A 24,789-nucleotide genomic window follows, 5' to 3' on the forward strand; every position below is an offset into this window, starting at 1 on the left:
CCCGCGACTCCCTCGCCGTCCGCGTCAGCCGCACGGCGAGACCACTGCGACGAAGGTCGACGGCGCGCGCACCGTCCTAGACCTTCGTCGGTGTCACCGGGACCTCGCCGTCCGTAGCCTGCTGGGGTGAGCACCGTCCTCCAGCCGCCGCCGGGGCCGCATCCGGGCGTGGACCACCCCTCGTTGGTCCCCGCGCTGCTGCTGGCCGACTCCCTCTCCCCCGGTGTCGACGGCGACGAGCGGCGGCCGGTGCGCCGGTCGGTCCGCGACTGGGTCGTGGACGTCTCCTTGTTCCTCACGGCCGTCGGTGTCGGACTCCTCCTCCTGGTCGAGTCGACCAACCGCGTGGACCCGCCGTCGGACGGCACGGTGTTCGCCGACCTCGTCGTCGGGCTGGTCAGCTGCCTGTTCCTGTGGGGACGTCGACGGTGGCCGGTCGGCGTCGCCGTCGTCCTGGCCCTGGTCAGCGCCTTCTCGGCCACAGCCGGGATGGCCTGCCTCATCGCCCTGTTCACCGTGGCGGTGCACCGCACGTGGCGCACCGTGCTGCTCGTGGCGGCGGTCAACTTCGTCGCGTTCACCGTCTACGACCACTTCCGCCCCGATCCCGAGCTGCCCTGGCCGCTGACGCTGGCGCTCGGGGCGGCGCTGACCGCCGCCGTCGTCGCCTGGGGCATGTTCGTGCGCGCCCGTCGCCAGTTGGTCGTCTCGCTGCGGGACCGGGCCTGCCGCGCCGAGTCGGAGCAGCGGCTGCGCGTGGACCAGGCGCGGCAGCTCGAGCGGACCCGGATCGCCCGCGAGATGCATGACGTGCTCGCGCACCGGCTCTCGCTGCTGAGCATGCACGCCGGAGCCCTGGAGTACCGGCCGGACGCCTCGCCCGCCGAGGTGGCCCGGGCGGCCGGGGTGATCCGCGCGAGCGCCCGCGGCGCGCTGGAGGACCTGCGGGACGTCATCGGGGTGCTGCGGGACACCGGCGACGGCACGCTGTCCGACCGGCCCCAGCCCACCCTGGCCGACCTCGCCGCCCTGGTGGAGCAGTCGCGCGGCGCCGGGCTGCGCGTGCGCATGGAGTACCGGGTGCCCGACGTGGCGGCCGTGCCGGCGGTCACCGGACGCACGGTCTACCGGGTCGTCCAGGAGGCGCTGACGAACGTCCGCAAGCACGCCGGGGGCACCGTCGCCTGCGTCCGGGTGACGGCCGACCCGGCCAGCGGCATCGAGGTGATGGTGACCAACCCGGCACCGGTCGGCACCGATCCCGCCGCGCCGCTGCCCGGATCGGGCACGGGTCTGATCGGCCTGGTGGAGCGCGTCGGGCTGGCGGGTGGCTCGCTCGAGCACGGGTGGACCGCCGACGGCGAGTTCCGGCTGCGCGCCCGGCTGCCCTGGCCGGCCCCGGCGGTGCAGGGGTGAGCGAGAGCGCCGTACGCGTCCTGGTCGTGGACGACGACCCGCTGGTCCGGGCGGCCCTGGCCATGGTGCTCGGCGGGTCCGGTGACTGCGTGCTCGTGGGCGAGGCCGCCGACGGCGAGGAGGTGCCGGCGGCCGTCGCGGCGCACGCGCCCGACGTCGTCCTCATGGACATCCGCATGCCGCAGGTCGACGGGCTGACCGCCACCGAGCGGCTGCGGGCCCGGCCCGGCGGGCCGGAGGTCATCGTGCTCACCACGTTCGACGCCGACGCCTCCGTGCTGCGGGCGCTGCGCGCCGGAGCCAGCGGGTTCCTGCTCAAGGACACCCCGCCGGCGGCGATCGTGGACGCCGTGCGCCGGGTCGCCGCGGGGGAACCGATGCTCTCCCCCACCGTCACCCGCCAGCTGATGGCCCACGTCGCCGAGGTCGAGCAGTCGGTGGGCGGCCCCGACGTCCGGCGAGCCACGGCGCTGGCGCTGCTCGACCGGCTCAGCGAGCGTGAGCGCGAGGTGGCCCTGGCGGTGGGCCGCGGGCTGTCCAACGCGCAGATTGCCGCCGAGGCCTACATGAGCGTGGCGACGGTCAAGGCGCACGTCTCCCGCCTGCTCACCAAGCTCGAGGCGGCCAACCGCGTGCAGGTGGCCCTCGTGGTGCACGACGCCGGGCTGGCCTGAGCACCGATGAGTCCGCGCCGCCGGGCAGGTCACCGACCTCGACACCCGAGATGCCTGGAGGCCTGATGCCCGACACCGTGCGCCCGATCGTCGTGACCGCCGACATCGACGCGATGGAACGCTTCTACACCCGGCTCTTCGCGGCGGAGGTCGCCGAGCGGTACCCGGAGGAGGGCCCGCTCTTCTACCTGGGTCTGCGCATCGGCGACTCCCCGCTGGGGCTGTCGGCGAGCAGCGATGTGTCCCCCGGCGTGCCGGGCCGCGTCCTGCTCGGCATCGAGGTGCCCGACGTCGACGCCGCCCTGGCGCAGGTGCCGGCCCTCGGCGGGCAGGCACCGTCCGGGGCGAACGACATGCCGTGGGGCCAGCGCGTCGCGCACGTCACCGATCCCGACGGCAACGCGATCAACCTCACCCAGCAGCTTTGACCTCGGCGACGACGGGTAGCCGCACTCCGACGACGAGTGCAGGAGGACCCGTGCCTGATCCACGGCCCGACACCGACGAGCGCGCCGAGCCCGGCGGCTCCCCCACGCACGGCCAGGACGACCTGATCCGCAAGCCGGTGACGCCGGGCACCGACGACGGACCCACCGCCGTCCCTGGTGCGTACGAGGCCGACGACGAGGAACGGGAGCGCGGCAAAGCGGTCAAGCCCGGCAACTGACCTCGACCTGACGGGCGTTCCCAGGTCGCTGCGGTTGACTGCCGGGCGTGGACGCACTCGGCCGGTTCTGGGACCGGGTCAGCGCTCCAGCTCCCGACCTCTCCCCCACCGTCCTGCTCGCCACCGCGGCCGTCGCGGCGCTGCTCGTCCTGTACGGCCCGCTGTGGCGGCTCACCCGCCACGCGGTGACGATCGCGCACGAGGGCGCGCACGGCCTCGTCGCCCTGGCGGTCGGCAGGCGGCTGGCGGGCATCCGGCTGCACTCGGACACCTCCGGGGTCACCGTCTCCTCCGGGCGGCCGACCGGCATCGGCATGGTGCTCACCTGCGCCGCGGGCTACACCGGTCCCGGGCTGTTCGGCCTCGGCGCCGCCGCCCTCCTCGCGGCCGGGCACGCGGTGGGTGCCCTGTGGGCGCTGGTCGGCCTCCTCGGGCTGCTGCTGGTGCAGATCCGCAACTGGTACGGCCTCTGGTCGGTGCTGGTGAGCGGCGGCCTGGTGCTCGCCGCCACCTGGTTCCTGCCCCAGGAGGCCCAGGCCGCCTTCGCCGCCGTCACCACCTGGTTCCTGCTGCTGGCCGCACCCCGCGCCGTCGTCGAGCTGCAGCGCGCCCGCCGCCACCGGCAGGCCCCGGAGTCCGACGCCGACCAGCTGGCCCGGCTCACTCGCGTCCCCGGCCTGGTCTGGGTCGGGATCTTCCTCCTCGTGGACGTCGGCGCGCTGCTGCTCGGCGGCAGCTGGCTGCTGGCCGGGACCTCCGGCTAGTCCAGCGTGCGGTGCTCGAGCGGCGGAGTGCCGGGGCGGGTGCGCCGGCGCGGTTCGCAGCCCTTGGGCTGGCTGACCGGATCGACCTGCAGGGCCGGCGGGATGTCGAGCACGAGATCCGCATGGTCCACGAGCACGAGGCGGCCGTGGTGGCGGATCTCCAGCGGCTCACCGGTGTCCAGCCGGTAGGTGGCCTGCGTCGGCGTCACCGACACGACCAGCTTCCGGCCCCGGAAGACCACCCGGAACCGCAGCTTCGTGAGCCGGCTGGGCAGCCGCGGTGCGAAGGTCAGCTCGCCCTCGTGGTCGCGCAGCCCGCCGAAACCCGCGACGGCGACGGTCCAGCCGCCGGCCAGCGACGCGATGTGCAGCCCGTGCCCGGAGTTGTGGTGCAGGTTCTGCAGGTCGGTCAGCGCGGCCTCGGCCCAGTAGTCGTACGCCAGGTCGAGGTGCCCGGTCTCGGCCGCGACGACGCCCTGCTCGCTCGCCGACAGCGAGGAGTCCCGCGTGGTCCGCGCCTCGTAGTAGGCGAAGTTGGCGATCTTCTCCTCGAGGGTGAAGGCGTCCCCGCGCAGGTGCAGCGCCATGACCAGGTCGGCCTGCTTGACCACCTGCTTCCGGTAGAGCTCGAAGTAGGGGTAGTGCAGCAGCAGCGGGTAGTGGTCGGCCGGCGTACGCGCGAAGTCCCACTCCTCGTGGTGGGTGAACCCGTCGGACTGCATGTGCACGCCGTGCTGGGTGTCGTAGGGCACCGCCATGAGCGCCGCCGCCCGCAGCCAGACCTCGACCTCCTCGTCCGCCAGGCCCAGCCGGCGCGCCACGTCGGGCTGCCGGGCCACCGCCCGCGCGCCCTCGCGCAGGTTGCGCTGTGCCATGAGGTTGGTGAAGACGTTGTTGTCGACCACCGCGGTGTACTCGTCCGGCCCGGTCACCCCGTCGATCCGGAAGCCGTGCTCGTCGTCGAAGTGCCCCAGTGACGCCCAGAGCCGGGCGGTCTCGATGAGCAGCTCAGCGCCGAAGTCGCGGTCGAAGTCCTCGTCCATCGTGGCGTTGTAGTAGCGCACCACGGCGTCGGCGATGTCGGCGTTGATGTGGAAGGCCGCCGTCCCCGCGGGCCAGTAGCCCGAGGTCTCCTCACCGCGGATCGTCCGCCAGGGGAAGACCGCGCCGCGCAGGCCGAGCACCCGGGCCCGCTCGCGGGCAAGCTCGAGGATCGAGTGCCGCCAGCGGAGGGCGTCCCGCGCGGCCTCCGGTGCCGTGTAGGTGAGCACCGGCAGGACGTAGGTCTCGGTGTCCCAGAACGTGTGCCCGTCGTAGCCCGGGCCGGTGAGCCCCTTGGCCGGGATGGGTTGGCGCTCGGCGCGCAGCCCGGCCTGGAGGACGTGGAACATGCCGACCCGCACGGCCTGCTGCAACTCGTCGTCGCCCTCGATCTCGACGTCGGCCTCGTCCCAGTGCTGGTCGAGCAGTTCACGCTGCTCCCGCAGCAGCCTCTCGAAGCCGGCCAGCTTCGCCGTCGCCAGGGCCGCCTCGACCTGGTCGCGCAGCGCCGCGCCCGAGCGACGGGAGGACCAGCCGTAGGCCAGGTACTTGACCAGCTTCAGCGAGCCTCCCGGGGGGATCCGGGCGGCGAGGGTGTACCGGGCGAGGTCGCCGTTGGCGAGGATGTCCTCGGTGCTGGTGTCGGGCACGTCGACGTCGTGGTCCATGCCGGCGGCCATCCGCAGCCGGCTCCGGGCCGTGCGGTGCACCAGGACGGCACGCCGTCCCCGGCCGACGGAGAACTCGCTCTGCAGCGGGTTGTCCAGGGCCGCGGCCGCGCGCGGGTCGTCGCTGTCGCCGTGGCTCGTCTCGTTGGCCAGCAGGTCGGACTGCAGCGCCACGTACAGGTCGCCGAGGTCGTCGAGGACCTCCACCTGGTACTCGATGGCGGCGATGGACCGGCGGGCCAGCGAGACCAGCCGCGTGCTGGTCACGCGCACGCACCGGCCGCCCGGCGAGCGCCACTCGGTGCTCCGCCGCAGCACCCCGGCGCGCAGGTCGAGAGTGCGGCGGTGGTCGAGGATCTCGCCGTAGTTGAGGTCGAGCGGAGAGTCCTTGACCAGCAGCCGGATCAGCTTGCCGTCGGTGACGTTGACGACCGTCTGGCCCTGCTCCGGATAGCCGTAGCCGCGCTCGGCGTAGGGCAGCGGCCGCTCCTCGTAGAAGCCGTTGAGATAGGTGCCGGGCACGACCACCGGCTCGCCCTCGTCGAACGAACCGCGCATGCCGATGTGCCCGTTGGCCAGCGCGAACACCGACTCGTGCACGCCCAGCGTCGAGTGGTCCAGGCCGATCTCGGTCAGCGACCACGGCTCGATCGGGAAGGTCGGGCGCCCCTCGGTCATGCCTGCTCCCCCAGCAGCAGCTCGAGGTCGTCCACGACGATGTCGGCCCCCGCTTCGGCCAGCGCATCGGACTGCCTCACCCGGTCCACTCCCACGACGTACCCGAATCCACCGGCCCGGCCGGCGGCCACGCCGGACAGCGCGTCCTCGAAGACCACCGCGGCGGACGGCTCGACACCGAGCAGCCGGGCCCCGGCCAGGAAGGTGTCCGGCTCGGGCTTGCCCCGCAGGCCGTCGCGGGCGGCGACGACGCCGTCCACGCGCGCGTCGATGAGGTCGGCGAACCCGCCGGCGGCGATGACCTGCTCCCCGTTGGCCGAGGCGGTCACCACCGCGGTGGGCAGGCCGGCCTCCCTGACCGCGCGGAGGTACCGCACGGAGCCGGGGTAGACCTCCACGCCGTGCTCCTCGAGCTCGCGGAGCACCAGCTCGTTCTTGCGGGTGGCGATCGCCTGGACGGTCGACGCGTCGGGCGGGTCGGCCGGGCCGCCCTCGGGAAGGGTGATGCCGCGGCTGGCGAGGAAGCCGCGCACGCCGTCGGCCCGGTGCTTGCCGTCCACGAAGCTGTTGTAGTCGGACTGGCTGAACTCCGGCTGCCCGGGGTCGAAGCGGGCGAGGAACTCGTCGAAGGTGCGTTTCCACGCGGCCATGTGCACGGTGGCGGTGCGGGTGAGCACACCGTCGAGGTCGAAGAGGCACGCGCGGACGGACTCGGGCAGCCCCAGGCCGGATACAGGCACGGCAGGGACGCTACCGGCGCGGAGGTTGCCGCACCGTTCCGACGCAGCGACGGTCCTGTGCCGACGCGCGCGACACGCCGCGCCTGCCTAGGGTCGCGACGAGGACGCGCCCGTGGTGGCGACGTCCGATCCCGCTCCGCGTCGAGAGGACCGACATGGCCGACCGGCCGCTCCCCCCTAACCCGTACGACTTCCTGCCGCGGGTGCCGTCCTTCACCGTGACCAGCACCGATGTCACGGACGGGGCCACGCTGCCCATGCCGCACGTCAGCGGGGTGATGGGCGCCGGTGGCGAGGACCGGTCGCCGCAGCTGTCCTGGTCCGGGTTCCCCGAAGGCACCCAGAGCTTCGCCGTCACCGTGTACGACCCCGACGCCCCGACCGCCAGCGGGTTCTGGCACTGGGCGGTGGCGAACATCCCCGCATCGGTCACCGAGCTGCCGGCCGACGCGGGCAGCAGGGACGCCCCGCAGCTGCCGGCGGGTGCGGTGCAGCTGCGCAACGACGGTGGCTTCGCGGGCTACGTCGGCGCCGCTCCCCCGGCCGGCCACGGCCCGCACCGCTACTTCGTCGTCGTGCACGCCGTGGGCAGCGAGACGCTGGACGTGGACGGCGACACCACCCCGGCCGTGCTGGGCTTCAACCTGTTCTTCCACACGCTGGCGCGGGCGACGATGGTCGTCACCTACGAGCAGGGCTGAGTCAGCGCGGGCCGGCGACGCCGATGCGCGCGAGCCAGGCGAAGCCGATGCGCTCGTAGACGCGGGCCACGTCGTCGTCGCCGGCCGCGAGGAACACCAGGTCGGCCGTCTCGCGGGCGTGGGCCACCAGGGCCGAGGCGATGCCTGCGCCCAGCCCGCGGCCGCGCAGCCGCGGGGCGGTCGCCAGACCCACGATCTCGCTGACCACCGTGCCGTCGATGTCCACCGGCTGGTGCAGCCCCACGGCCACCGGTGCGCCGCGCTCGATGGCGACCATCATCACGGTGCGGCCGGTCGCGATCCGCTCGCGCAGTGCGGCGGTCCCCGCGGCGTCCCGCTGCCGCGGGTCCGGGCGGGTGGCCTGCACGTCCGCCGGGCCTCCCGGGTGGGCGAAGGCGACCGCGGAGACCTCCTGGTAGTGCGGCAGCTCCGGGTCCTCGGCGCCCACGACGTAGAGCCGCACCCCCGCCGGGAACAACAGCTCGACCGGTTCGTCGGCCACCAGGAGCGGGAGCTCGTCCACCGCCAGCCCCGCCGCGCGGGCGGCGGCGGCCACCTCGGGCGTGCACTCGGGGATCCACTCCAGCGCGACGGGGAGGTCGGCCTTCTGCTGGAGGTCCACCGCCGCGCGCACGTCGGCCACGGTCACCTTCGACTCCGTGCCGCGGGTGGGACGCGCCGGGTACGGCCAGGCGGGATCGCCGAGCGGGACGTCGAGGGCGCCGGCGCGCTCGATCCGCGCGTCCGCGAGGGGCGCGGCGGCGTGGTAGCGCTCGATGCACTCGAGCAGTCCCGGGCGGGCTGGCACAGGGCGAACCCTAGACCGGCCCCGTCGCGGGGCACCGTCGGCGGAGGCTGCCGAGGGCGCTTCCCCACCCGCACGGGTGACCCGCGCGCAGGGGGCAGGGGTGCCGGACGGCACGATGGGGGCGTGACGGCAGGGACACGCGGCTCCATCTCGCCCTATGCGGTGTTCGACCGCGCCTCGTGGCGGGCGCTGGCCGCCGGGTCGCAGCTCCCCCTCGACGAGGCGGACCTGTCCGCGCTCGCCTCGCTGGGTGACCGCATCGACCTCGACGAGGTGGCCACGGTCTACCTGCCGCTGGCCCGGCTGTTGAACCTGCACGTCACCGCCAGCCGCAGCCTCTGGGCCGCGCAGAGCGAGTTCCTCGGTGACTCGACGGCGAAGGTTCCCTTCGTCATCGCGGTCGCGGGGAGCGTCGCCGTCGGCAAGAGCACCACCGCGCGGCTGCTGCAGACGCTCCTGGCCGCCGGCCCCGGCTCACCGCGCGTCGACCTGGTCACCACCGACGGCTTCCTGATGCCCAACGCCGTGCTGGAGGCCCGTGGCCTCATGGGGCGCAAGGGCTTCCCCGAGAGCTACGACCGCCGGGCGCTGCTGCGCTTCCTCGCCGACGTGAAGAGCGGCCGCGAGGAGGTCTTCGCGCCGGTGTACGACCACCAGTCCTACGACATCGTGCCCGGCAAGCAGCAGGCGGTCGACCGGCCCGACATCCTGGTCGTCGAGGGGCTGAACGTGCTCCAGGCGGGACGCCGCTCCGACGGGACGGCGCCGGAGGTGTTCGCCTCGGACTTCTTCGACTTCTCCGTCTACGTCGACGCCTCCGAGAGCGACATCCAGACCTGGTACGTGGAGCGGTTCCTGGCCCTGCGCCGGACCGCGTTCGCCGACGCGACCGCCTTCTTCCACCGCTTCGCCGTCCTGACCGACGAGGAGGCCCGGGACACCGCCCTGGGCATCTGGTCGGCGGTCAACGCCCCGAACCTGCGGTCGAACATCGCCCCGACCAGGTCACGGGCCCGGCTTGTCCTGCAGAAGGCGGCCGACCACTCGGTGCGACGGATCCTGCTGCGCAAGCTCTGACCCGCAGGTCGGCGCCGCCCGGGCTCTTGGCAACTTCGCACCACTCGGCGGGATGACGTCGTGACCTGGGTCACTCCCCTGCGCCCCGATCAGGCGCACACTGGTCAGCGTTCGGTGATCGATCGCTCACCCACAGCCATCTGAGCCCACGAGGCTCGAACGGACGGACCACCATGTGCCCTCACGTCACCCCGTGCCCCGACGCAACGAGCGAGGCGCGTGACCTCGCCGCCATCGTCCGCAGCCACCCCGAGCAGGGCTGGAACCTCCTGTGCAACGGCGTCGTCCTCTTCGACGACGACGGCGAGCTGCTCCCCGACGGCCGCGCCGTCACCCACCCGCACACCTGGCTGGCCCCGGAGCTGGTCGGCGCCTGACCTCACCGCTCCGGTTCAGCCCGGCCGGCGGGCGAGGACCACGTACTCCGCCCCGGGCCGGTCGGGCGCGTCCCGGACGTCGTCGACCACGAGACCCGCCGACCGCACCGCGTCGGAGAGCTCCTCGAGGCTGCGGAACCGGAGCGTCGAGTCCGAGGTCAGCACCGCACCGTCGACCTCGAAGAGGAAGCTCCAGCGGAACGAGACCACGTCCTCCCGCACGTCGGTGACCTCCACCCAGGTCCGGACGGGCCCGGCGCCCGGGACGACGGCGCGGGTGAGCGACCGCTCGCGGTCCCAGGCCAGCCAGGCCTGCCGCTCGGGCCGGCGGCTTCCGAAGACGAGCCGGCCACCCGGCCGCAACGCCGCCCGGGTCGCGCCCAGCGTGGCGGCCCACGCGCCGTCGTCGAGGAACACCTGCGCCACGTTGGCGGTCATGGTGACGAGGTCCACCTGCACCGGCGGCAGCGACGAGGCCTCGCCGTGCACCCACCGCACCCGCTCGGAGCCAGGCTTGCGCCGGGCGACGTCGAGCGAGGCCGCGGCCGGATCCACGCCGATGACCTCGATCCCCCGGGCGGCCAGCAGGCAGGCGAAGGTCCCGGTGCCGCAGCCGATGTCGAGGACCGACCGCACACCGGGTTCCTCGGCGAGCGCGAGGTAGGGCTGGAGATCGTCGCGGGGGCCGTCGAAGGCGTCGTAGATTGCCGCCAACCGCGGCTCGGCGAAGATCGCGTCGGTCACCGGCCCTGCGTGCGGCCCCCGGCAGCCTCCGCCACGCGCTGGAGCCTCTCCCGGTAGTCCGCCCACCAGACCGCGTCGCGCTCGGGCAGGTTGTCGCCGACGCCCTGGTTGCCCACCGACCCGTCGATCAGCTCGCGGACGATGTCGGCGTGCCCGGCGTGCCGGTGGGTCTCTCCGATGACGTGCACGAGCACCCGGTGCAGGGTCACCTCCGGGCGCGACCACCAGGGCACCCGGCCCTGCGCGTCGAGGGGCAGCTCCTCGACCGTGGCGTCCGTCAGCGCCCACGCGCGGCGGTAGAGGCCGACGACGTCGTCCCGGGTCTCCTCCGCCGTCGCCCACATGTCGGAGTTCGGCTCCCCCTCCTCGGCCATCCAGGCCTCGACCTCGGGCACGCGGCGGCCGAAGACCGGGCCGAAGTAGCCCATCTCCACGAACGACAGGTGCTTGAGCAGCCCCAGGAGATTGGTCCCGGTCGGCGTGAGGGGGCGGCGGAGGTCGTACTCCGAGAGGCCGTCGAGCTTGAACATCAGGACGTCCCGGCCCTCCTGCAGGTACGTGCGCAGGTCGGCCTTGGCGTCGTCGTCAGCGGTCACGGCCGACACCGTCGCACGCGGGTGCGACGGCGTCGACCGGGTTGTCCCGGCGGCGTCGGCGGCTCAGGCCGAGGCGCCCACCACGTCGGCCGTCGTCCCCAGGTCGTCCGGCGCGCCGGCCGCACGCTCCGGCGTCGCGCCGTCGGCCGGAGGGGCGTGCTCGCCGAAGTCGTGCTCGGCGAACGCCTCGATGGGCGGGCAGGCGCAGACCAGGTTGCGGTCGCCGTAGGCCTGGTCGATGCGCCGGACCGGGCTCAGGTAGCTGCGGCCCTGCAGCCTGCGCACCGGGTAGACCGCCGTCGTCCGCGGGTAGGGCCGCTCCCACTCCCCCGCCAGCATCGCCAGCGTGTGCGGCGCGTTGCGCAGCGGGTTGTCGGTGCGGTCGTACTCACCGGTGGCGACCTTCTCGATCTCGCCGCGGATGGTCACCATGGCCTCGACGAAGCGGTCCAGCTCCGCCTTGTCCTCGCTCTCGGTCGGCTCGACCATCAGCGTGCCCGCGACCGGGAAGCTCATCGTCGGCGCGTGGAAGCCGAAGTCGATGAGCCGCTTGGCGATGTCGTCGTTGGTGATGCCGGTGGCCTTGGTGAGCGGCCGGATGTCGAGGATGCACTCGTGGGCGACCATGCCGTCCGCGCCGGTGTAGAGCACCGGGAAGTGCTCCCGCAGCCGGGTGGCCAGGTAGTTCGCGCCGAGGATGGCGTGCTCGGTGGCGCGGGTGAGGCCGTCGGGCCCCATGAGCCGGACGTAGGCCCAGGAGATGGGCAGGATGCCCGCCGAGCCGTACGGCGCACCGGAGACGGCCGGGCCCTTCGCGCCGGTGTCCACCAGGGGGTGGCCGGGCAGGAACGGCACCAGGTGCTCGGCCACGCCGATCGGGCCGACGCCAGGACCGCCACCACCGTGCGGGATGCAGAACGTCTTGTGCAGGTTGAGGTGGCTGACGTCGGAGCCGAACCGGCCCGGGCGGGCCAGGCCGACCAGGGCGTTGAGGTTGGCCCCGTCGACGTACACCTGACCGCCGGCGTCGTGCACCGCGGCGCAGATCTCGCGGACCTCGGTCTCGTACACGCCGTGCGTGGACGGGTAGGTCAGCATGATGGCGGCGAGCCGCTCGGCGTGCTGATCCACCTTCGCCCGCAGGTCGGCCAGGTCGACGTTGCCGGCGTCGTCGCAGGACACGACGACGACCCGCATGCCGGCCATGACCGCGCTGGCGGCGTTCGTGCCGTGCGCCGAGCTCGGGATCAGGCAGACGTCGCGCGCCTCGTCGCCCCGGGAGCGGTGGTACCCGCGGATGGCCATCAGCCCGGCGAACTCGCCCTGCGAGCCGGCGTTGGGCTGCACGCTCACCGCGGCGTACCCGGTCACCTCGGCCAGCCAGCCGCACAGCTCGTCGATCAGCCGCGTGTAGCCGCGGGCCTGCTCGGCGGGGGCGAACGGGTGCAGCCCGGCGAACTCGGGCCAGGTGATGGCCGCCATCTCGGTGGCCGAGTTGAGCTTCATGGTGCAGGAGCCCAGCGGGATCATCGTGCGGTCCAGCGCGAGGTCCTTGTCGCTCAGCGACCGCAGGTAGCGCAGCATCGCCGTCTCCGAGCGGTGCGCGGAGAACACCGGGTGGGTCAGGTACGCGGTGCGGCGGCGCAGGTCACCGGGGAGCGCGTCGCCACCGTCCTCGGCCAGGGCTGCGTCGTCGAAGGCCACCCCGAACGACTCGGCGACCGCGCGGAGGATCTCCGGCGTGGTGGTCTCGTCGCAGGCGACCGCCACGGTGTCGCTGTCGACCAGGCGCAGGTTGATCCGCCGCTCGGCCGCGGCAGCGACCACCTCGGTGGCCCGGCCCGGCACGGCGACGGTCACGGTGTCGAAGAAGTGCTCGTGCACCGGAGGAAGGCCGCCGGCGCGCAGCGCGCCGGCCAGCGCGTGGGCGCTGCGGTGCACCCGTGCCGCGATCGCGGCCAGGCCCTCGGGCCCGTGGTAGACGGCGTAGGCGCCGGCCATCACCGCGAGCAGCACCTGCGCGGTGCAGATGTTGCTGGTCGCCTTCTCGCGGCGGATGTGCTGCTCGCGGGTCTGCAGCGCCAGCCGGTAGGCGACGTCGCCGTCGGCGTCGACCGAGACGCCGACCAGCCGGCCCGGCAGCTGGCGGGCCAGCCCCTCGCGGACCGACAGGTAGCCGGCGTGCGGGCCGCCGTAGCCCATCGGGACGCCGAAGCGCTGGGTGGTGCCGCAGGCGACGTCGGCGCCCCACTCCCCCGGGGCCTCCAGCAGCGTGAGCGCCAGCAGGTCGGCGGCGACGACGACGGAGGCGCCGGCCTCGTGTGCGGCCGCGGCCAGCGCGCGGTGGTCGCGGACGGCCCCGCTCGCGCCGGGGTAGGACAGCAGCACGCCGAAGGCGCCCGCCTCGGGCAGGTCGGTGGGCCAGCCCTGCGAGAGGTCGGTGACGTGCAGGGTGATGCCGAGGGGCTCGGCGCGCGTCTCGAGGACCGCCAGCGTCTGCGGCAGCGTGTCGGCGTCGACCACGAAGACGGCGTCGGGCTTGGCGCGCCCCGCCCGGCGCACCAGGGTCATGGCCTCGGCCGCGGCGGTGGCTTCGTCGAGCATCGAAGCGCCCGCGACGTCCAGCCCGGTCAGGTCGGCGACCATCGTCTGGAAGTTGATCAGCGCCTCGAGCCGGCCCTGGCTGATCTCGGGCTGGTAGGGCGTGTAGGCGGTGTACCAGGCCGGGTTCTCCAGCACGGTCCGCTGGATGACCGTCGGGGTGACCGTGCCGTAGTAGCCGAGGCCGATCATCGACGTGAGGACGTCGTTCTCCGAGGCACGGTCGCGCAGCTCGGCCAGCACCGCGGCCTCGTCGGCGGCGGGCGGCAGCGCCAGCGGCGTCCGGTCGCGCACCTTCTCGGGGACGCAGGCGTCGGCCAGCGACTCGAGCGTGGGGTGCCCCACGACCTCGAGCATCGCCGCGGTCTCGTCCCCCCGCGGCCCGATGTGCCGGGCGACGAACGATCCGGCGGGGTTCAGGGCGTTCAGCGAGGGCAGCGACCCGGAGAGGGGTGGGAGATCGTTCCCCACCTGCTCGACATCGGGCCCGGCAGCGCGGTCGGTCACTGCAAGAACGCTACCAGCGGGCGCCGAGCCGCCCGGCGGCTGCAACAGGCGTCACAGTGGCCCCGACGACCGTCCCCGGGGCCTACCGCTGAACCCAGGCAACCCACGACCACGGCCCGCCTGGGTCACCGAGGTTCACCGGTCCCGACGAGCGGGGGCCCGGAGGGTCCCCCGAGGAGCGGACAGGCCGGCAGCCGAAGACGCCGGGACGTGAGCCGCCCCGCGAGGCCGGTCCGACGAGGCGGGCCCGGAGGGTCCCCGAGGAGGAGCCGGGGATGGGCTCAACGCAGACGGGGCACGGCACGTGGCCGCGGTGCGGTCCGGAGGACCGCGAAATCACATGGCGCGGCGGCGGCGGCGCAGGGAGAGCTCGTCGTCCGCGGTGGCCATCGGGGCACCGTCGAGACGCTCGGCCGGCAGCTCGGCGAGCTCGCCGGACAGCTCGCGCAGGGCGCCGGAGACGGCGATGCCGAAGACGCCCTGGCCGCCGGCGAGCAGGTCGACGACCTCCTCGGCGGAGGTGCACTCGTAGACCGTGGCGCCGTCGGAGAAGAGCGTGACGTTGGCGAGGTCCTTGATGCCGCGGTTGCGCAGGTGGTCGACGGCCTTGCGGATGTTCTGCAGGGAGACGCCGGTGTCCAGGAGCCGCTTGACGACCTTGAGGACGAGGATGTCGCGGAAGGAGTACAGGCGCTGGGTCCCCGAGCCGGTGGCGCTGCGCACCGAGGGGGCGACGAGCCCGGTGCGGGCCCAGTAGTCGAGCTGCCGGTAGGTGATGCCCGCAGCGGCGCAGGCGGTCGGGCCGCGGTAGCCGACCAGGTCGGTGTCGACCTCGTCGTACGCGGGAGCCCCGACTGCGGCGTCGCTGAAGAGCTGACCCTGGGAGCCCTTGTCCTGGTCGCTCACGTCGGCGTCCTCCTCTGTCCCGTCCCGCTCGCACGGTCCGGGTCGACGGCTGGTCACCCCGGCCGCCGACTCTGGACTGCAGCCACCGACCTCAGATGTCACACCGTTGTTGTTCGCCGACCGTAAGCCGGGCCCGGGGGCCGGTCAACTGAGCGGGGCGGCGTGTCGCACCGGTCATCATTTCGAGTGGAGGACACCTGGGGTGCTGCCGATCATCAACACTTGCCGAGGATGTGGCGGCTGGGTCGGGTGGTGCGTCCTGTGATCTAGGCGGGACCACCGGAGCCGCCGCCCGAACCCGAGCCCGCGCCGAAGTCCTCCGGCGAGATCTGGTCGAGGAACTCGCGGAACTTCTCGACCTCGTCCTCCTGCTCGTCGGGGATCTCGATCCCGACCTCGTCGAGCAGGTCGTCGGCACCGAAGATCGGCGCGCCGGTCCGCACCGCGAGGGCGACCGCGTCCGACGGTCGCGCGCTGACCACCCGCTCCTCGCCGAGGAGCAGCTCGGCGATGTAGATGCCGTCGCGCATCTCGGTGATGTGCACCGCCTCGAGCTCGGCGCCCAGGGCGGTGATCACCTCGCGGAGCAGGTCGTGGGTCATGGGCCGCGCCGGGCGCACACCCTGCTGCTCGAACGCGATGGCCGCGGCCTCGACCGCACCGATCCAGATCGGCAGGTAGCGCTCCCCCTGCGTCTCCTTGAGCAGCAGGATCGGCTGGTTCCCGGGCAGCTCCACCCGGACGCCGACGACTCGAAGCTCCTGCACGGTACGGCTCCCTCGGCTGCGGGCGGATCAGGGCGGATCAGGGCGGCGGCGGGACGACGACCCCGCGTCAACGGTACGCCCGGTCAGGGACGCAGGAGATCCCGGAGCCGCGCTTCCAGCAGCGCGGTGTGCAGCTGCGCGGAGAGGCCCGCCAGCTCGCGCAGCTTCTCCGTGGCCCGGGCACGGGCCTCCTCCGAGCGCGCCCGCAGGACCGGCGCGACGAGCTGCTCCACGAGGCCGGCCTCGCGCTCCACGCCGCTGCGGTAGACGCGCAGGTGGCGCGGTTCGATGCCGTGCCGGGCCAGGCCGGCCGCGGCGCGGGCGACGGCGAGGTCGGCCACCGGGTGCCGGCCGTCGGCGTCGGTCGCGAGCAGGCCGAACTGCACGCAGTCGGCGAGCTGCTCCGGTTCCAGCCCGGCGGCGCGGGCGAACTGGTCCGGCGTGAGGGGCGCCGCCTCGCCGTCCTCGTTGCCGGGTGCGGGCGGGGGCGTGGTCGCCGGCGCCGACGTGCCCGGGATCGGCTCGCCCCGGTCGAGCGCCTCGAGGTGGTCCTTGATGACCCGCAGGGGCAGGTAGTGATCGCGCTGGGCCGTCAGGACGTAGCGCAGCCGGCTGACGTCGGCCCGGGAGAACTTCCGGTAGCCCGACGGGGTGCGCTGCGGGTGCACCAGGTCCTCGGACTCGAGGTAGCGGATCTTGCTGATCGTCACGTCGGGGAAGTCGTCGCGAAGAACAGCCAGCACCTCGCCGATGGTGAGGCGGGGCGTGTGCTGATCGGCGGCGTCCCCGAGCGCGCTCTCGCGCTCGGGCACGCCCACTAGCGAGCGGCCGGCTCGCCGGTCCGCGGACCGGTCAGGTACACGAGGCGGAACTTGCCGATCTGCACCTCGTCGCCCCCGGCCAGGGTGGCGACGTCGACCGGCTCGCGGTTCACGTAGGTGCCGTTGAGGCTGCCGACGTCGTGCACCGAGAAGCCCCCGCCCTCGCGGTGGAACTCCACGTGCCGGCGGCTGACCGTGACGTCATCGAGGAAGATGTCGCTGTCGGGGTGGCGCCCGGCGGTCGTGACGTCCTGGTCGAGCAGGAAGCGGCTGCCCGCGTTCGGGCCGCGCTTGACCACGAGCAGGGCCGACCCGGCGGGGAGGGACTCGACGGCACCGGCGTGGGCATCGGCAGCGGATTCCGGCGTCGCCTCCGGCTGCTCGCCGGAGTCCTCGCCGCCGACCTTCGGGATCACGCTGGTCGACTCGCCGATGCGCTCCGGGGAGAGCGCCGAGCCGCACTGCGCGCAGAAGCGACTGCCCTCGGGGTTCTCGTGTCCACATCGAGTGCAGTGCACGTTGCGTCTCCTCCGGTACGAGGGGCGTCGCCGCGGGCCTGGACGGGCCGCGGGCGGCCGGCGGTCGAGGGGCCGGTCGGCCCGTCGTGTGTCGGCCACCGCGGGTGCGGCGGGCCGTGGTCATGGAACCAGCGGTCGACCCGAGGGTCAACCGCACGTGCAGGGTCGGGGTTCGGCGCTGCGCGGCTGGTCACCGGCGACTCCGTGCCCCGTCGCGATCATAGTGAGCGGCATGCGGTCCGGCCCCGCAGGCGGGGCCGTCAGGAGCCGTCGACCAGCGCCTGGTAGGCCGCGGCGTCCAGCAGCGCACCGATCGGGTCGCCGCCCTCGCCGGGCACGCTGATCTCGACGAGCCAGCCGGCTCCGTAGGGATCGGCGTTGATCATCTCGGGTGTGTCGGCCAGGGCGTCGTTGACCGCGGCCACGACGCCGGCGACGGGGGCGTAGACGTCGGACACCGACTTGGTGGACTCCACCTCGCCCATCGGCGTCCCCGGACCCACCTCGTCGCCCACGGAGGGCAGCTGCACGAAGACGATGTCCCCCAGGGCGTCCTGGGCGTGGTCGGTGATGCCGACGCGGACGATGGTCCCTGCTTCCGCAGTGGTCCCCGTGCCGTCGGTGCCCTGCACCAGCGCCCACTCGTGCTGGTCGGTGTAACGGCGGTCGTCAGGCGTGCTCATGCAGCAGTCTCCATCGGGGTGGGGGGCACCGGGGTCCTTCTTCAGTCGTCGGTGTCGGGCGCAGCGTATTGAGCGTCCGGGAGCGGCCGCAACGCGTCGACGACGAGGTCGTACTCCTGCGTGATCTCGACCGAGCCCCCGCGGCCGCCCACCGCCTGCACCACTCCCCCGGGGATGTTGAGCGCCGTCTCCATGTCCTGCGGGGAGCCGAGGACGAGCACCTCGTACGGGGCGGTGATGGGCCGGCCGTCGATGAGCAGCGCCCCGGGGACGCCGGTCACCGCGGTGCTCAGGCCGACGCGGACGCCGTCGAACTGCATGGTCTCCGCCCCGGCTCCGCGCAGCTCCTGGATCACGTCGAGCAGGTCGGTGACCCGCAGCTCGTCGTCCGGGTCGCGGATCGTCAGGCGCAGCCCGGGTCCCACGGCGGGGGCGGTGCCGTTGAGGACGGCGAGGGACGCCTCCCGGGTCCGCGCCTCCTCCAGCGCCGAGGCGGTCTCGCTGTCGGAGCTGGTGAGCTGGCGCAGGGCGCTGCGCTGGTCGGCGATGAGCTCACGCAGCCGGACACCGCGGGAGCTGACCTCGTCGACGATGCGGACGAGGTCCTCCTCCCGCGCCCCGGCGAGCACCTGCTCGTCGTCGGAGTTGCGCACCTGCACGGTGAAGGCGAAGCCCAGCAGCAGGGTGAGGACGCCGATCAGCACGGCAGCCGGCAGGTCCCGGCGGCGTCCGGGAGCCACCCCTCCCCCGGTCGAGTCCTCGGTGGCCGACTTCTCGGTGGCCGGGCCATCGACGACCGCGTCGTCGGCGGCCGTGTCCTCGGTGGCCGGGCCATCGACGACCGCGTCGTCGGCGGCAGGCTCCCCGGTGACGGGGTCGTCCCCCGCCGCGGGCGGGTCGACCGGCGGGTCGGTGGTCATGCCCGGAAGACGTGGCGCCGGATGGCTGCGGCGTTGCCGAAGATGCGGATGCCGAGGACGACGACGACGGCGGTCGACAGCTGCGCGCCCACCCCGAGCTGGTCGCCGAGGAAGACGATGAGCGCGGCGACGACGACGTTGGAGACGAACGAGATGACGAAGACCTTGGCGTCGAAGATCCCGTCCAGCCGGGCGCGGAAGCCGCCGAACACCGCGTCGAGCGCCGCGACCACCGCGATGGGCAGGTAGGGCTGCAGCCACAGCGGGACGGTGGGGTCGAGCAGCAGGCCGAGCAGGACGCCGGCCACCAGGCCGAGGATCGGGATCACGGGTCAGTCTCCGGTCGCGGGGTCGGTCGGCGGAACGGCGGGCTCGTCGGGCACCGGCTGGGCCGCGCGCAGCTCGGGGGTGCTGGCTGCGGGCAGGCTCAGGTCGTCCTCGCGCGAGAAGTCGAAGCGCAGCCCGTAGGTCTCCTCGATGAGGGCGAGCGAGGCCACCTCGGGACTGGAGAGGAAGCCGCTGGACAGGGTCTCCGGGTCGCCGATGGCGCTGACCTCGTAGGGGTTGGTCACCGGGCGGAAGTCGACCAGCACGGCCTCGCCGGCGAACCGGATCGCGCTGGTGGGGCCCAGGCGCTGGCCGTTGATGCTGATCGCCTCGGCACCGGCTGCCCACAGCGCGTTGACGACCAGCTGCAGGTCGCCGTCGCGGACCCGTCCGCGGACGTCGCCCTCGTCGCCCCCGCCGACCGGGTCGTCGTCCGCGTCGGACCCGGCGTTGGCCAGGGTGACGAGCAGGCCGGGGCCCTCGACCGGCAGCGCGGCCGCACCCGCCTCCGCGCGGGCCAGCGCATCGAGCGCCCGCTGCCCGGTCGTGGAGGACGCGAGCAGCTCGTCCCGGGCGCGGGTGACCTCCGCCCGCAGCTCCTCCAGCTCGGCGGCCAGCTCGTCGCTGGCGTCGGACTCGGTCCGGATGTCGGCGACGAGGGCGGCGCGGATCTCCTGCCGGCCCTGCACGCGCGCGGCGGCCTGGTCGTAGGTGACCGCGGCGAGCACCCCGGCCACGACCAGCGTCAGCGCCACCAGCACGGCTCCGCGCCGGCGACGCCCCCCTGCCGCCGGACCCCGTGCGGCCCGCGCCTCCGCGGCCTGCGCGTACGCCGGATCGAGGGTCTCGGCCAGCACGTCGTCGAGCAGCGAGGCGCCGAGGGAGCGCGGGCCTCCCCCGGGAGGTCGAGCGGTCACGGCACCGCGGCCGCGGCAGCGGCCCGTTCGGCCCGGACGATGCCGACGACCTGGACGACGTAGAAGGCGCCGGCCAGGAGGTAGAGGGCCGTCCCCCAGATGGTGAAGGCCCACGCGAAGGGCTCGATGGCCGTGGCGAACCAGCCGGTGCCGTCGGCGAGCATCAGCCCCGGGAAGGCGTACAGGAGCAGGAAGGTCGCCGCCTTGCCGAGGTAGTGCACCTGCAGCGGCGGGTAGCCGTACCGGCGCAGGACGAGCAGCCCGATGCCCAGGACGAGCTCGCGGCCCAGGAGCAGCGCGACCATCCAGACCGGCGCGATGTCGCGCAGCGCCAGCGCGACGAGCGTGCAGACGATGTAGAGCCGGTCGGCCGCCGGGTCCAGCAGCGCGCCCAGGCGGCTGCTCTGGTCCAGCCAGCGGGCGAGCTTGCCGTCGGCCCAGTCGGTGATGCCGGAGATCATCAGGACGATCACGGCCCAGCCGTCGGCCTCCGGCCCCAGCAGCAGCCAGAGGAACAGCGGCACGCCCAGCAGACGCAGCACCGACAGCGCGTTGGGCAGCGTCCAGACCCGGTCCGGGAGCTCGTCCCGTCCCACGGGACCGGCGCCGTGCGCCGCCGTCGTCTCGGCCGACGGCCCGTTCGACGACGTCACGATCCCTCCAGCCCGCTGTTCACCCTGCCCAGAGGCTAGCGGCCCGTCGGCACCTGCCGGTCGCCGACGCTCGGGGCGGTGGCGGCACCATCAGGCAGGGACCGACAGCGAGGCGGGAGCCGGCTCGTGCCCCAGCGGCCGGCGATCGAAGGAGCCCGTGCCGTGGGTGATGGACCGGAGCGCACCGGGGTAGCCGAGCAGCTCCATCTCGGGCACCTCGGCACGCACCGTGGCGCGGTTCCGCGCCGGATCGGTGTCGCTGCCGGTGACCCGTGCCCGGCGCGAGGACAGGTCGCTCATCACGGCGCCGACGTACTCCCCGGGCACCTGGACCGCCACCTCGCACCACGGCTCCAGCAGGCGGGTGCCCGCCGCTGCGGCGAGCTCGCGCAGGGCCAGGGCGCCGGCGGACTGGAAGGCGGCGTCGGAGGAGTCCACCGAGTGCGCCTTGCCGTCGACCAGGGTGACCCGGACGTCGACGACGGCACGGTCGCCACCCACACCGCGCTCGGCCTGTGCCCGGATGCCCTTCTCCACGCTGCCGTGGAACTGGGCGGGCACCGTGCCGCCGACGATCCGCTGCTCGAAGACGATCCCGCTGCCAGGCGGCCCGGGCTCCCCCTCGACGACGACGACGGCGTACTGCCCGTGGCCGCCGGACTGCTTCACGTGCCGCGCCGTGACCCGCGCCGGCCCGGCCAGCGTCTCCACCAGCGGCACCCGGACCGGGACGGTGGCGACGGAGACCCCGTGCCGGCTGCGCAGCCGCTCGAGCAGCACCTCGGCGTGCGCCTCGCCGACGCACCAGAGCAGCAGCTGCCCGGTGTCGGAGCGGCGCTCGAGCCGGACCGTGGGGTCCTCGGCGACCAGCCTCCCCAGCGCGGTCGCCAGCCGGTCCTCGTCCCCGTGCGACGCGGCCTCCACGGCCACCGGCAGCTGCGGCGTGGGCAGGTCCCACGGCGGCACCAGCAGAGGGTCGTCCGGCGAGGACAGCGTGTCGCCGGTCTCGGCGCTGGTGAGCCGGGCGATCGCGCAGACGTCGCCGGCCGGGCACGCCGGGACCAGCCGCAGCAGCGATCCCAGGGGCGAGCTCACCGCGCCGATCCGCTCGTCGACGTCGTGGTCGGGGTGCCCGCGCTCGGCCAGGCCGTGCCCCGAGACGTGGACGGCGGCGTCCGGGCGGAGGGTGCCGGAGAAGACGCGCACCAGGGACACCCGTCCCACGTACGGGTCGGTCGTCGTCTTCACCACCTCGGCGACGAGCGGGCCGTCCGGATCGCAGGACAGCGCCGGCGCCGGCGCACCGTCCGGGCGCGTCACGGGCGGGCAGCCGTGCTCCCTCGGGCACGGGAACCCGGCGACGACGAGTTCCAGCAGGGCGTCGATCCCCAGGCCGGCAGGCGGCGCGGCGCACAGGACCGGGTGGAAGTGACCGCGGGCGACGGCGGTCTCGAGGTCGGCGATGAGATCGGCCTGCACCAATTGGTCGCCGGCGAGGTAGCGCTCCATGAGCACCTCGTCCTCGCTCTCGCCGATGATGCCCTCGATCAGCTCGGCTCGGAGCCGGTCGGCGTCGTCGGCCCCCGGCCGGCCGGTCCCGGCACCGGGGTCGAGCAGGGACACCAGCTCCCGCACCGAGCCGTCGGGGGCGCGGTCGACCAGGTGCACGGGGAAGACGCCCTCCCCCAGCCGCACCTGGCACAGCCGCACGGCCTCCTCGACGTCGGCCTGCGGACGGTCGACCTGGGTGAGCACCACGGCGCGCGGCATGCCGACCGCCGCGCACTCCTGCCAGAGCGCCACGGTGCTGTCGTCCACGCCGTTGACGGCGGAGACGACGAACAGGGCGGCGTCCGCCGCGCGCAGGCCGGCGCGCAGCTCGCCCACGAAGTCGGGTGCCCCAGGGGTGTCCAGGAGCGTGATGCGGTGCCCGGCGTGCTCCACGGTCGCGACACCCAGCGACACCGAGCGCCGCTGGCGGATCTCGACGTCCTCGGTGTCCAGGCACGTCGTGCCGTCCTCCACCCGGCCGGCGCGGGGCAGCGCACCGGTGGCCACGAGCAGCGCCTCGGCCAGCGTCGTCTTGCCGGCGCCGGAATGCCCGACGAGCGCGACGTTCCGAACCTGCTCGGCCGGCCTCGGCGACGGCGCGGAGGGCAGCGCCGCCCCCCTAACCACGGCGCGTCCTCGCCGGACGGGGAGCGGGATCAGCGAGCACACCTGGCACGACGGCCTCCCGGGCACGGGGACAACTGTGGTCCAGGTCACACCGTGCACGGTCCGCGCGGCACGGGCAAGCCCCCTGCTCGCGGACCGGCCGGGCGGCCGTCGCCCGCTACCCTCGGTCGACTCCCGCACCCACGACGTCTGGACGCCCAGTGCCCCAGCCCACCAGCGAGCTCGCGGCGGCGACGACGCCGATCCCGGTGACCTCGGACCCGGCGTCGGAGCCGGTCGCGGACGACCGCCACGGCGACGACGGCGACGGCCAGGGCCGGGGCCGGAAGGAGCGCCGGGTCCGCCGGCTCGCCGGCGCAGGGCTGCTCCTGCTGGCGGCGCTGCCCGCGCTGTTCGGGCTGGTTGCCCTCCTCCGGGACCGGGATGCTCCCTCGCCCATCGGGGACTACGCGGTCTTCGCCCTGGTCGTCGACGCCATCGGCCGCCACGAGGTGCTGCTCGGGCCGTTCTCGCGCTTCGGCTGGTTCCACCCGGGACCGATGGCGGCCTATCTGATGGCCGCCCCCTACCGCCTGCTCGACGGTGCGCCGGAGGCACTGCTGGTGGGGGCGATCGTCATCGGCGGGATCAGCTGCGTCGCCGCGGTCGGGCTGGTGCTGCGCCGCGCCGGCCTGCTCGCCGCCACCTCGGCGGTCCTGGTGCTGTGCCTCACCCTGCGCGTGCTGGGCGTCGACTTCCTCACCGAGGCCTGGAACCCCTACCTGCCGGTGCTCCCCCTGCTGGCGGGAGTGCTGCTGTGCTGGACGGCGATCCGCGGCGACGCCTGGGGTCTGCCGCTCGCCGTGATCCCGATGTCGCTCGCGCTCCAGTCGCACGTCGGCTTCCTCGCACCCGTCGGCGGCGTCGGCGCCGTCCTGGCCCTCGGGCTCGTCGTCCGCGCGGTCCGGCACCGGCGCGGGCGCTCGGGCCGGTCGGCCACGGCACCGGACGGCCGGCCGGTGGGACGTCCCGTCCGCTGGATCGTCGCCACCCTGGCCGCCGTCGCCCTCGCGGTGCTGCTCTGGCTCCCGCCGATCATCCAGCAGCTCACCCGGGACCCGGGGAACATGACCGAGATCCTGGAGTACCTCCGCCAGGGCTCGACCGAGCGGTCCATGTCGTTCACCGACGCGCTCCGGGCGATCGGTGACGAGTTCGGCCGGCTGCCCGCGTACGTGGTCGGCGCGGACGTCCCCGCCCGGGAGTACCTGCCCCTGCTGGTCCCGCCGGCCGCCATCGCGGTCGGCCTGGGTTCCTTCCTCGTCGCGTTGGCCGTCGGCGCCCGTCGCCGCAACGAGGACGTGCTGTGGCTCGGCGGCCTCACCGTGGCCGTCGCCGCGGCGGGCGTGGCGGCGATCGCCCGGCTCGACGGCCCGCCGTACTCCTACATCACCCGGTGGACCGTCCTCGTCGGCATCCTGGCCTGGACCACGGTGGCCCTGAGCCTGCTGCCCGAGGTCGTCGCCGGGCTCAGGCGTGCCCTCGGCGGGTCGCAGCGAGCGGCGCGACCCGTCGCCGTGCTCGCGACGGCCCTGGCGGCGGTGACGACGGCGGTCGTGCTGGTGACCGCGGTGGACACGGCGCGGGCGAAGCTGCCCGGCCCCGACGTGACCGTCCTCGCCCAGGCCGTCGTCGGCGACCTCGAACGACTCGGGTTGCGGACACCTGCGGATGCCCCGGTCGTCCGTGTCGACTTCACGACGACCACCCGGGACGAGCTGATGGGCACGTACATGCCCGGCACCGGGGTGGTCCTGCAGCTGGCCCGCGAGGACGTCGACGTCCAGGTGTCGCCCTTCTGGGTGCTGCCCTTCGGCGAGCGCTACACCGACCGGGCCGAGGACGCCGGCTACATCGTGACCGTCGCCTACTCCGACGGGACCTCACCGCCGCCGGAGCCCTGGCAGCGGGTGCTCGGCGTCGCCGGCGAGTTCCAGGTCTACGGCGGCATCCCGCCGACCGGGTGATCCCCGCGGGGCGGCGCTCCGGTCGTCCTTCTGC

Annotated in this window: 25 protein-coding genes; 9 read left to right on the plus strand and 16 right to left on the minus strand. The window is 74.2% G+C overall.

What is annotated here, in order from left to right:
- Window positions 1–126 precede the first annotated feature (126 nt).
- From BLS70_RS19600 to BLS70_RS19620, 5 genes are all read left to right on the plus strand, one after another.
- Entirely contained in the window at window positions 127–1,416 is a 1,290-nt protein-coding gene (locus BLS70_RS19600) for a sensor histidine kinase (RefSeq protein WP_218122515.1), read from the plus strand.
- Window positions 1,413–2,090, plus strand: coding sequence for a response regulator (locus BLS70_RS19605; RefSeq protein ID WP_091771379.1), 678 nt, complete (start codon window positions 1,413–1,415; stop codon window positions 2,088–2,090). Before BLS70_RS19600 ends, BLS70_RS19605 begins: the two co-directional genes overlap by 4 nt.
- A 65-nt stretch (window positions 2,091–2,155) precedes the next feature.
- The gene (locus BLS70_RS19610; protein ID WP_091771381.1) at window positions 2,156–2,518 is read left to right on the plus strand and encodes a VOC family protein; all 363 of its coding nucleotides are present in this window, start codon (window positions 2,156–2,158) and stop codon (window positions 2,516–2,518) included.
- Window positions 2,519–2,568: 50 nt separating this feature from the next.
- A complete protein-coding gene (locus BLS70_RS19615) occupies window positions 2,569–2,757 on the plus strand; it encodes a hypothetical protein (protein ID WP_091771383.1) in 189 nt (62 codons plus the stop codon).
- Window positions 2,758–2,804: 47 nt separating this feature from the next.
- Complete coding sequence (locus BLS70_RS19620; protein ID WP_091771385.1) at window positions 2,805–3,521, plus strand: M50 family metallopeptidase; 717 nt, start codon at window positions 2,805–2,807, stop codon at window positions 3,519–3,521.
- Here BLS70_RS19620 and BLS70_RS19625 read toward each other — a convergent pair.
- Both BLS70_RS19625 and BLS70_RS19630 read right to left on the minus strand, forming a co-directional pair.
- A complete protein-coding gene (locus BLS70_RS19625) occupies window positions 3,518–5,908 on the minus strand; it encodes a glycoside hydrolase family 65 protein (protein WP_091771387.1) in 2,391 nt (796 codons plus the stop codon). The genes BLS70_RS19620 and BLS70_RS19625 overlap by 4 nt on opposite strands.
- On the minus strand, window positions 5,905–6,648 hold the full coding sequence (locus BLS70_RS19630; RefSeq protein ID WP_255362604.1) for an HAD family hydrolase: 744 nt from the start codon (window positions 6,646–6,648) through the stop codon (window positions 5,905–5,907). The genes BLS70_RS19625 and BLS70_RS19630 overlap by 4 nt, the downstream gene beginning before the upstream one ends.
- 155 nt (window positions 6,649–6,803) lie before the next feature.
- Here BLS70_RS19630 and BLS70_RS19635 point away from each other — a divergent pair, with 155 nt between their 5' ends.
- On the plus strand, window positions 6,804–7,349 hold the full coding sequence (locus BLS70_RS19635; RefSeq protein ID WP_091771389.1) for a YbhB/YbcL family Raf kinase inhibitor-like protein: 546 nt from the start codon (window positions 6,804–6,806) through the stop codon (window positions 7,347–7,349).
- 1 nt (window position 7,350) lies between these two features.
- Here the strand turns inward: BLS70_RS19635 and BLS70_RS19640 are convergent, their stop codons facing one another.
- Complete coding sequence (locus BLS70_RS19640) at window positions 7,351–8,157, minus strand: GNAT family N-acetyltransferase (RefSeq protein ID WP_091771391.1); 807 nt, start codon at window positions 8,155–8,157, stop codon at window positions 7,351–7,353.
- A 123-nt stretch (window positions 8,158–8,280) separates the two neighbouring features.
- Here BLS70_RS19640 and coaA point away from each other — a divergent pair, with 123 nt between their 5' ends.
- A complete protein-coding gene (gene coaA, locus BLS70_RS19645; RefSeq protein ID WP_091771393.1) occupies window positions 8,281–9,234 on the plus strand; it encodes a type I pantothenate kinase in 954 nt (317 codons plus the stop codon).
- A 173-nt stretch (window positions 9,235–9,407) separates the two neighbouring features.
- Entirely contained in the window at window positions 9,408–9,611 is a 204-nt protein-coding gene (locus tag BLS70_RS19650; protein WP_091771395.1) for a DUF5999 family protein, read from the plus strand.
- A 15-nt stretch (window positions 9,612–9,626) separates the two neighbouring features.
- Here BLS70_RS19650 and BLS70_RS19655 read toward each other — a convergent pair whose 3' ends face one another.
- The 13 genes from BLS70_RS19655 to BLS70_RS19715 form a co-directional block, all read right to left on the minus strand.
- On the minus strand, window positions 9,627–10,355 hold the full coding sequence (locus tag BLS70_RS19655) for a class I SAM-dependent methyltransferase (protein WP_091771397.1): 729 nt from the start codon (window positions 10,353–10,355) through the stop codon (window positions 9,627–9,629).
- Window positions 10,352–10,951 (minus strand): DinB family protein, encoded by a 600-nt coding sequence (locus BLS70_RS19660; protein ID WP_255362605.1) that lies wholly within the window; start codon window positions 10,949–10,951, stop codon window positions 10,352–10,354. Before BLS70_RS19660 ends, BLS70_RS19655 begins: the two co-directional genes overlap by 4 nt.
- A gap of 63 nt (window positions 10,952–11,014) precedes the next feature.
- Window positions 11,015–14,059 carry an aminomethyl-transferring glycine dehydrogenase gene (gene gcvP, locus BLS70_RS19665; RefSeq protein ID WP_218122516.1) on the minus strand — a complete coding sequence of 1,015 codons (3,045 nt, stop codon included), beginning with the start codon at window positions 14,057–14,059 and terminating at the stop codon, window positions 11,015–11,017.
- A gap of 336 nt (window positions 14,060–14,395) precedes the next feature.
- Window positions 14,396–14,965 (minus strand): MerR family transcriptional regulator, encoded by a 570-nt coding sequence (locus BLS70_RS19670; protein ID WP_091771399.1) that lies wholly within the window; start codon window positions 14,963–14,965, stop codon window positions 14,396–14,398.
- A 266-nt stretch (window positions 14,966–15,231) separates the two neighbouring features.
- Window positions 15,232–15,732: a bifunctional nuclease family protein gene (locus tag BLS70_RS19675; RefSeq protein WP_091771401.1), complete on the minus strand. Its 501-nt coding sequence runs from the start codon at window positions 15,730–15,732 to the stop codon at window positions 15,232–15,234.
- 83 nt (window positions 15,733–15,815) lie between these two features.
- Window positions 15,816–16,544 (minus strand): transcriptional regulator FtsR, encoded by a 729-nt coding sequence (gene ftsR, locus BLS70_RS19680; RefSeq protein ID WP_091771552.1) that lies wholly within the window; start codon window positions 16,542–16,544, stop codon window positions 15,816–15,818.
- 5 nt (window positions 16,545–16,549) lie between these two features.
- Entirely contained in the window at window positions 16,550–17,071 is a 522-nt protein-coding gene (gene odhI / locus BLS70_RS19685; protein WP_091771403.1) for an oxoglutarate dehydrogenase inhibitor Odhl, read from the minus strand.
- A 260-nt stretch (window positions 17,072–17,331) separates the two neighbouring features.
- Window positions 17,332–17,754 (minus strand): glycine cleavage system protein GcvH, encoded by a 423-nt coding sequence (gene gcvH, locus BLS70_RS19690; protein WP_091771405.1) that lies wholly within the window; start codon window positions 17,752–17,754, stop codon window positions 17,332–17,334.
- 41 nt (window positions 17,755–17,795) lie between these two features.
- Window positions 17,796–18,674, minus strand: a complete 879-nt coding sequence (locus tag BLS70_RS19695) for a DUF881 domain-containing protein (protein WP_091771407.1) — start codon at window positions 18,672–18,674, stop codon at window positions 17,796–17,798.
- Complete coding sequence (locus BLS70_RS19700; protein WP_091771409.1) at window positions 18,671–19,003, minus strand: small basic family protein; 333 nt, start codon at window positions 19,001–19,003, stop codon at window positions 18,671–18,673. Before BLS70_RS19700 ends, BLS70_RS19695 begins: the two co-directional genes overlap by 4 nt.
- 3 nt (window positions 19,004–19,006) lie before the next feature.
- Window positions 19,007–19,918: a DUF881 domain-containing protein gene (locus BLS70_RS19705; RefSeq protein WP_091771411.1), complete on the minus strand. Its 912-nt coding sequence runs from the start codon at window positions 19,916–19,918 to the stop codon at window positions 19,007–19,009.
- Window positions 19,915–20,571, minus strand: coding sequence for a cardiolipin synthase ClsA (gene clsA, locus BLS70_RS19710; RefSeq protein WP_091771413.1), 657 nt, complete (start codon window positions 20,569–20,571; stop codon window positions 19,915–19,917). Before clsA ends, BLS70_RS19705 begins: the two co-directional genes overlap by 4 nt.
- 90 nt (window positions 20,572–20,661) lie before the next feature.
- Window positions 20,662–22,749: an elongation factor G-like protein EF-G2 gene (locus tag BLS70_RS19715; protein WP_091771415.1), complete on the minus strand. Its 2,088-nt coding sequence runs from the start codon at window positions 22,747–22,749 to the stop codon at window positions 20,662–20,664.
- Window positions 22,750–22,949: 200 nt separating this feature from the next.
- On the opposite strand from BLS70_RS19715, the gene BLS70_RS19720 reads away from it, so the two are divergent.
- Complete coding sequence (locus tag BLS70_RS19720; RefSeq protein ID WP_091771417.1) at window positions 22,950–24,755, plus strand: hypothetical protein; 1,806 nt, start codon at window positions 22,950–22,952, stop codon at window positions 24,753–24,755.
- The last annotated feature ends 34 nt before the right edge of the window (window positions 24,756–24,789 follow it).

This window comes from Blastococcus aurantiacus (genome assembly GCF_900102425.1).
GTDB classification, from domain to species: domain Bacteria; phylum Actinomycetota; class Actinomycetes; order Mycobacteriales; family Geodermatophilaceae; genus Blastococcus; species Blastococcus aurantiacus.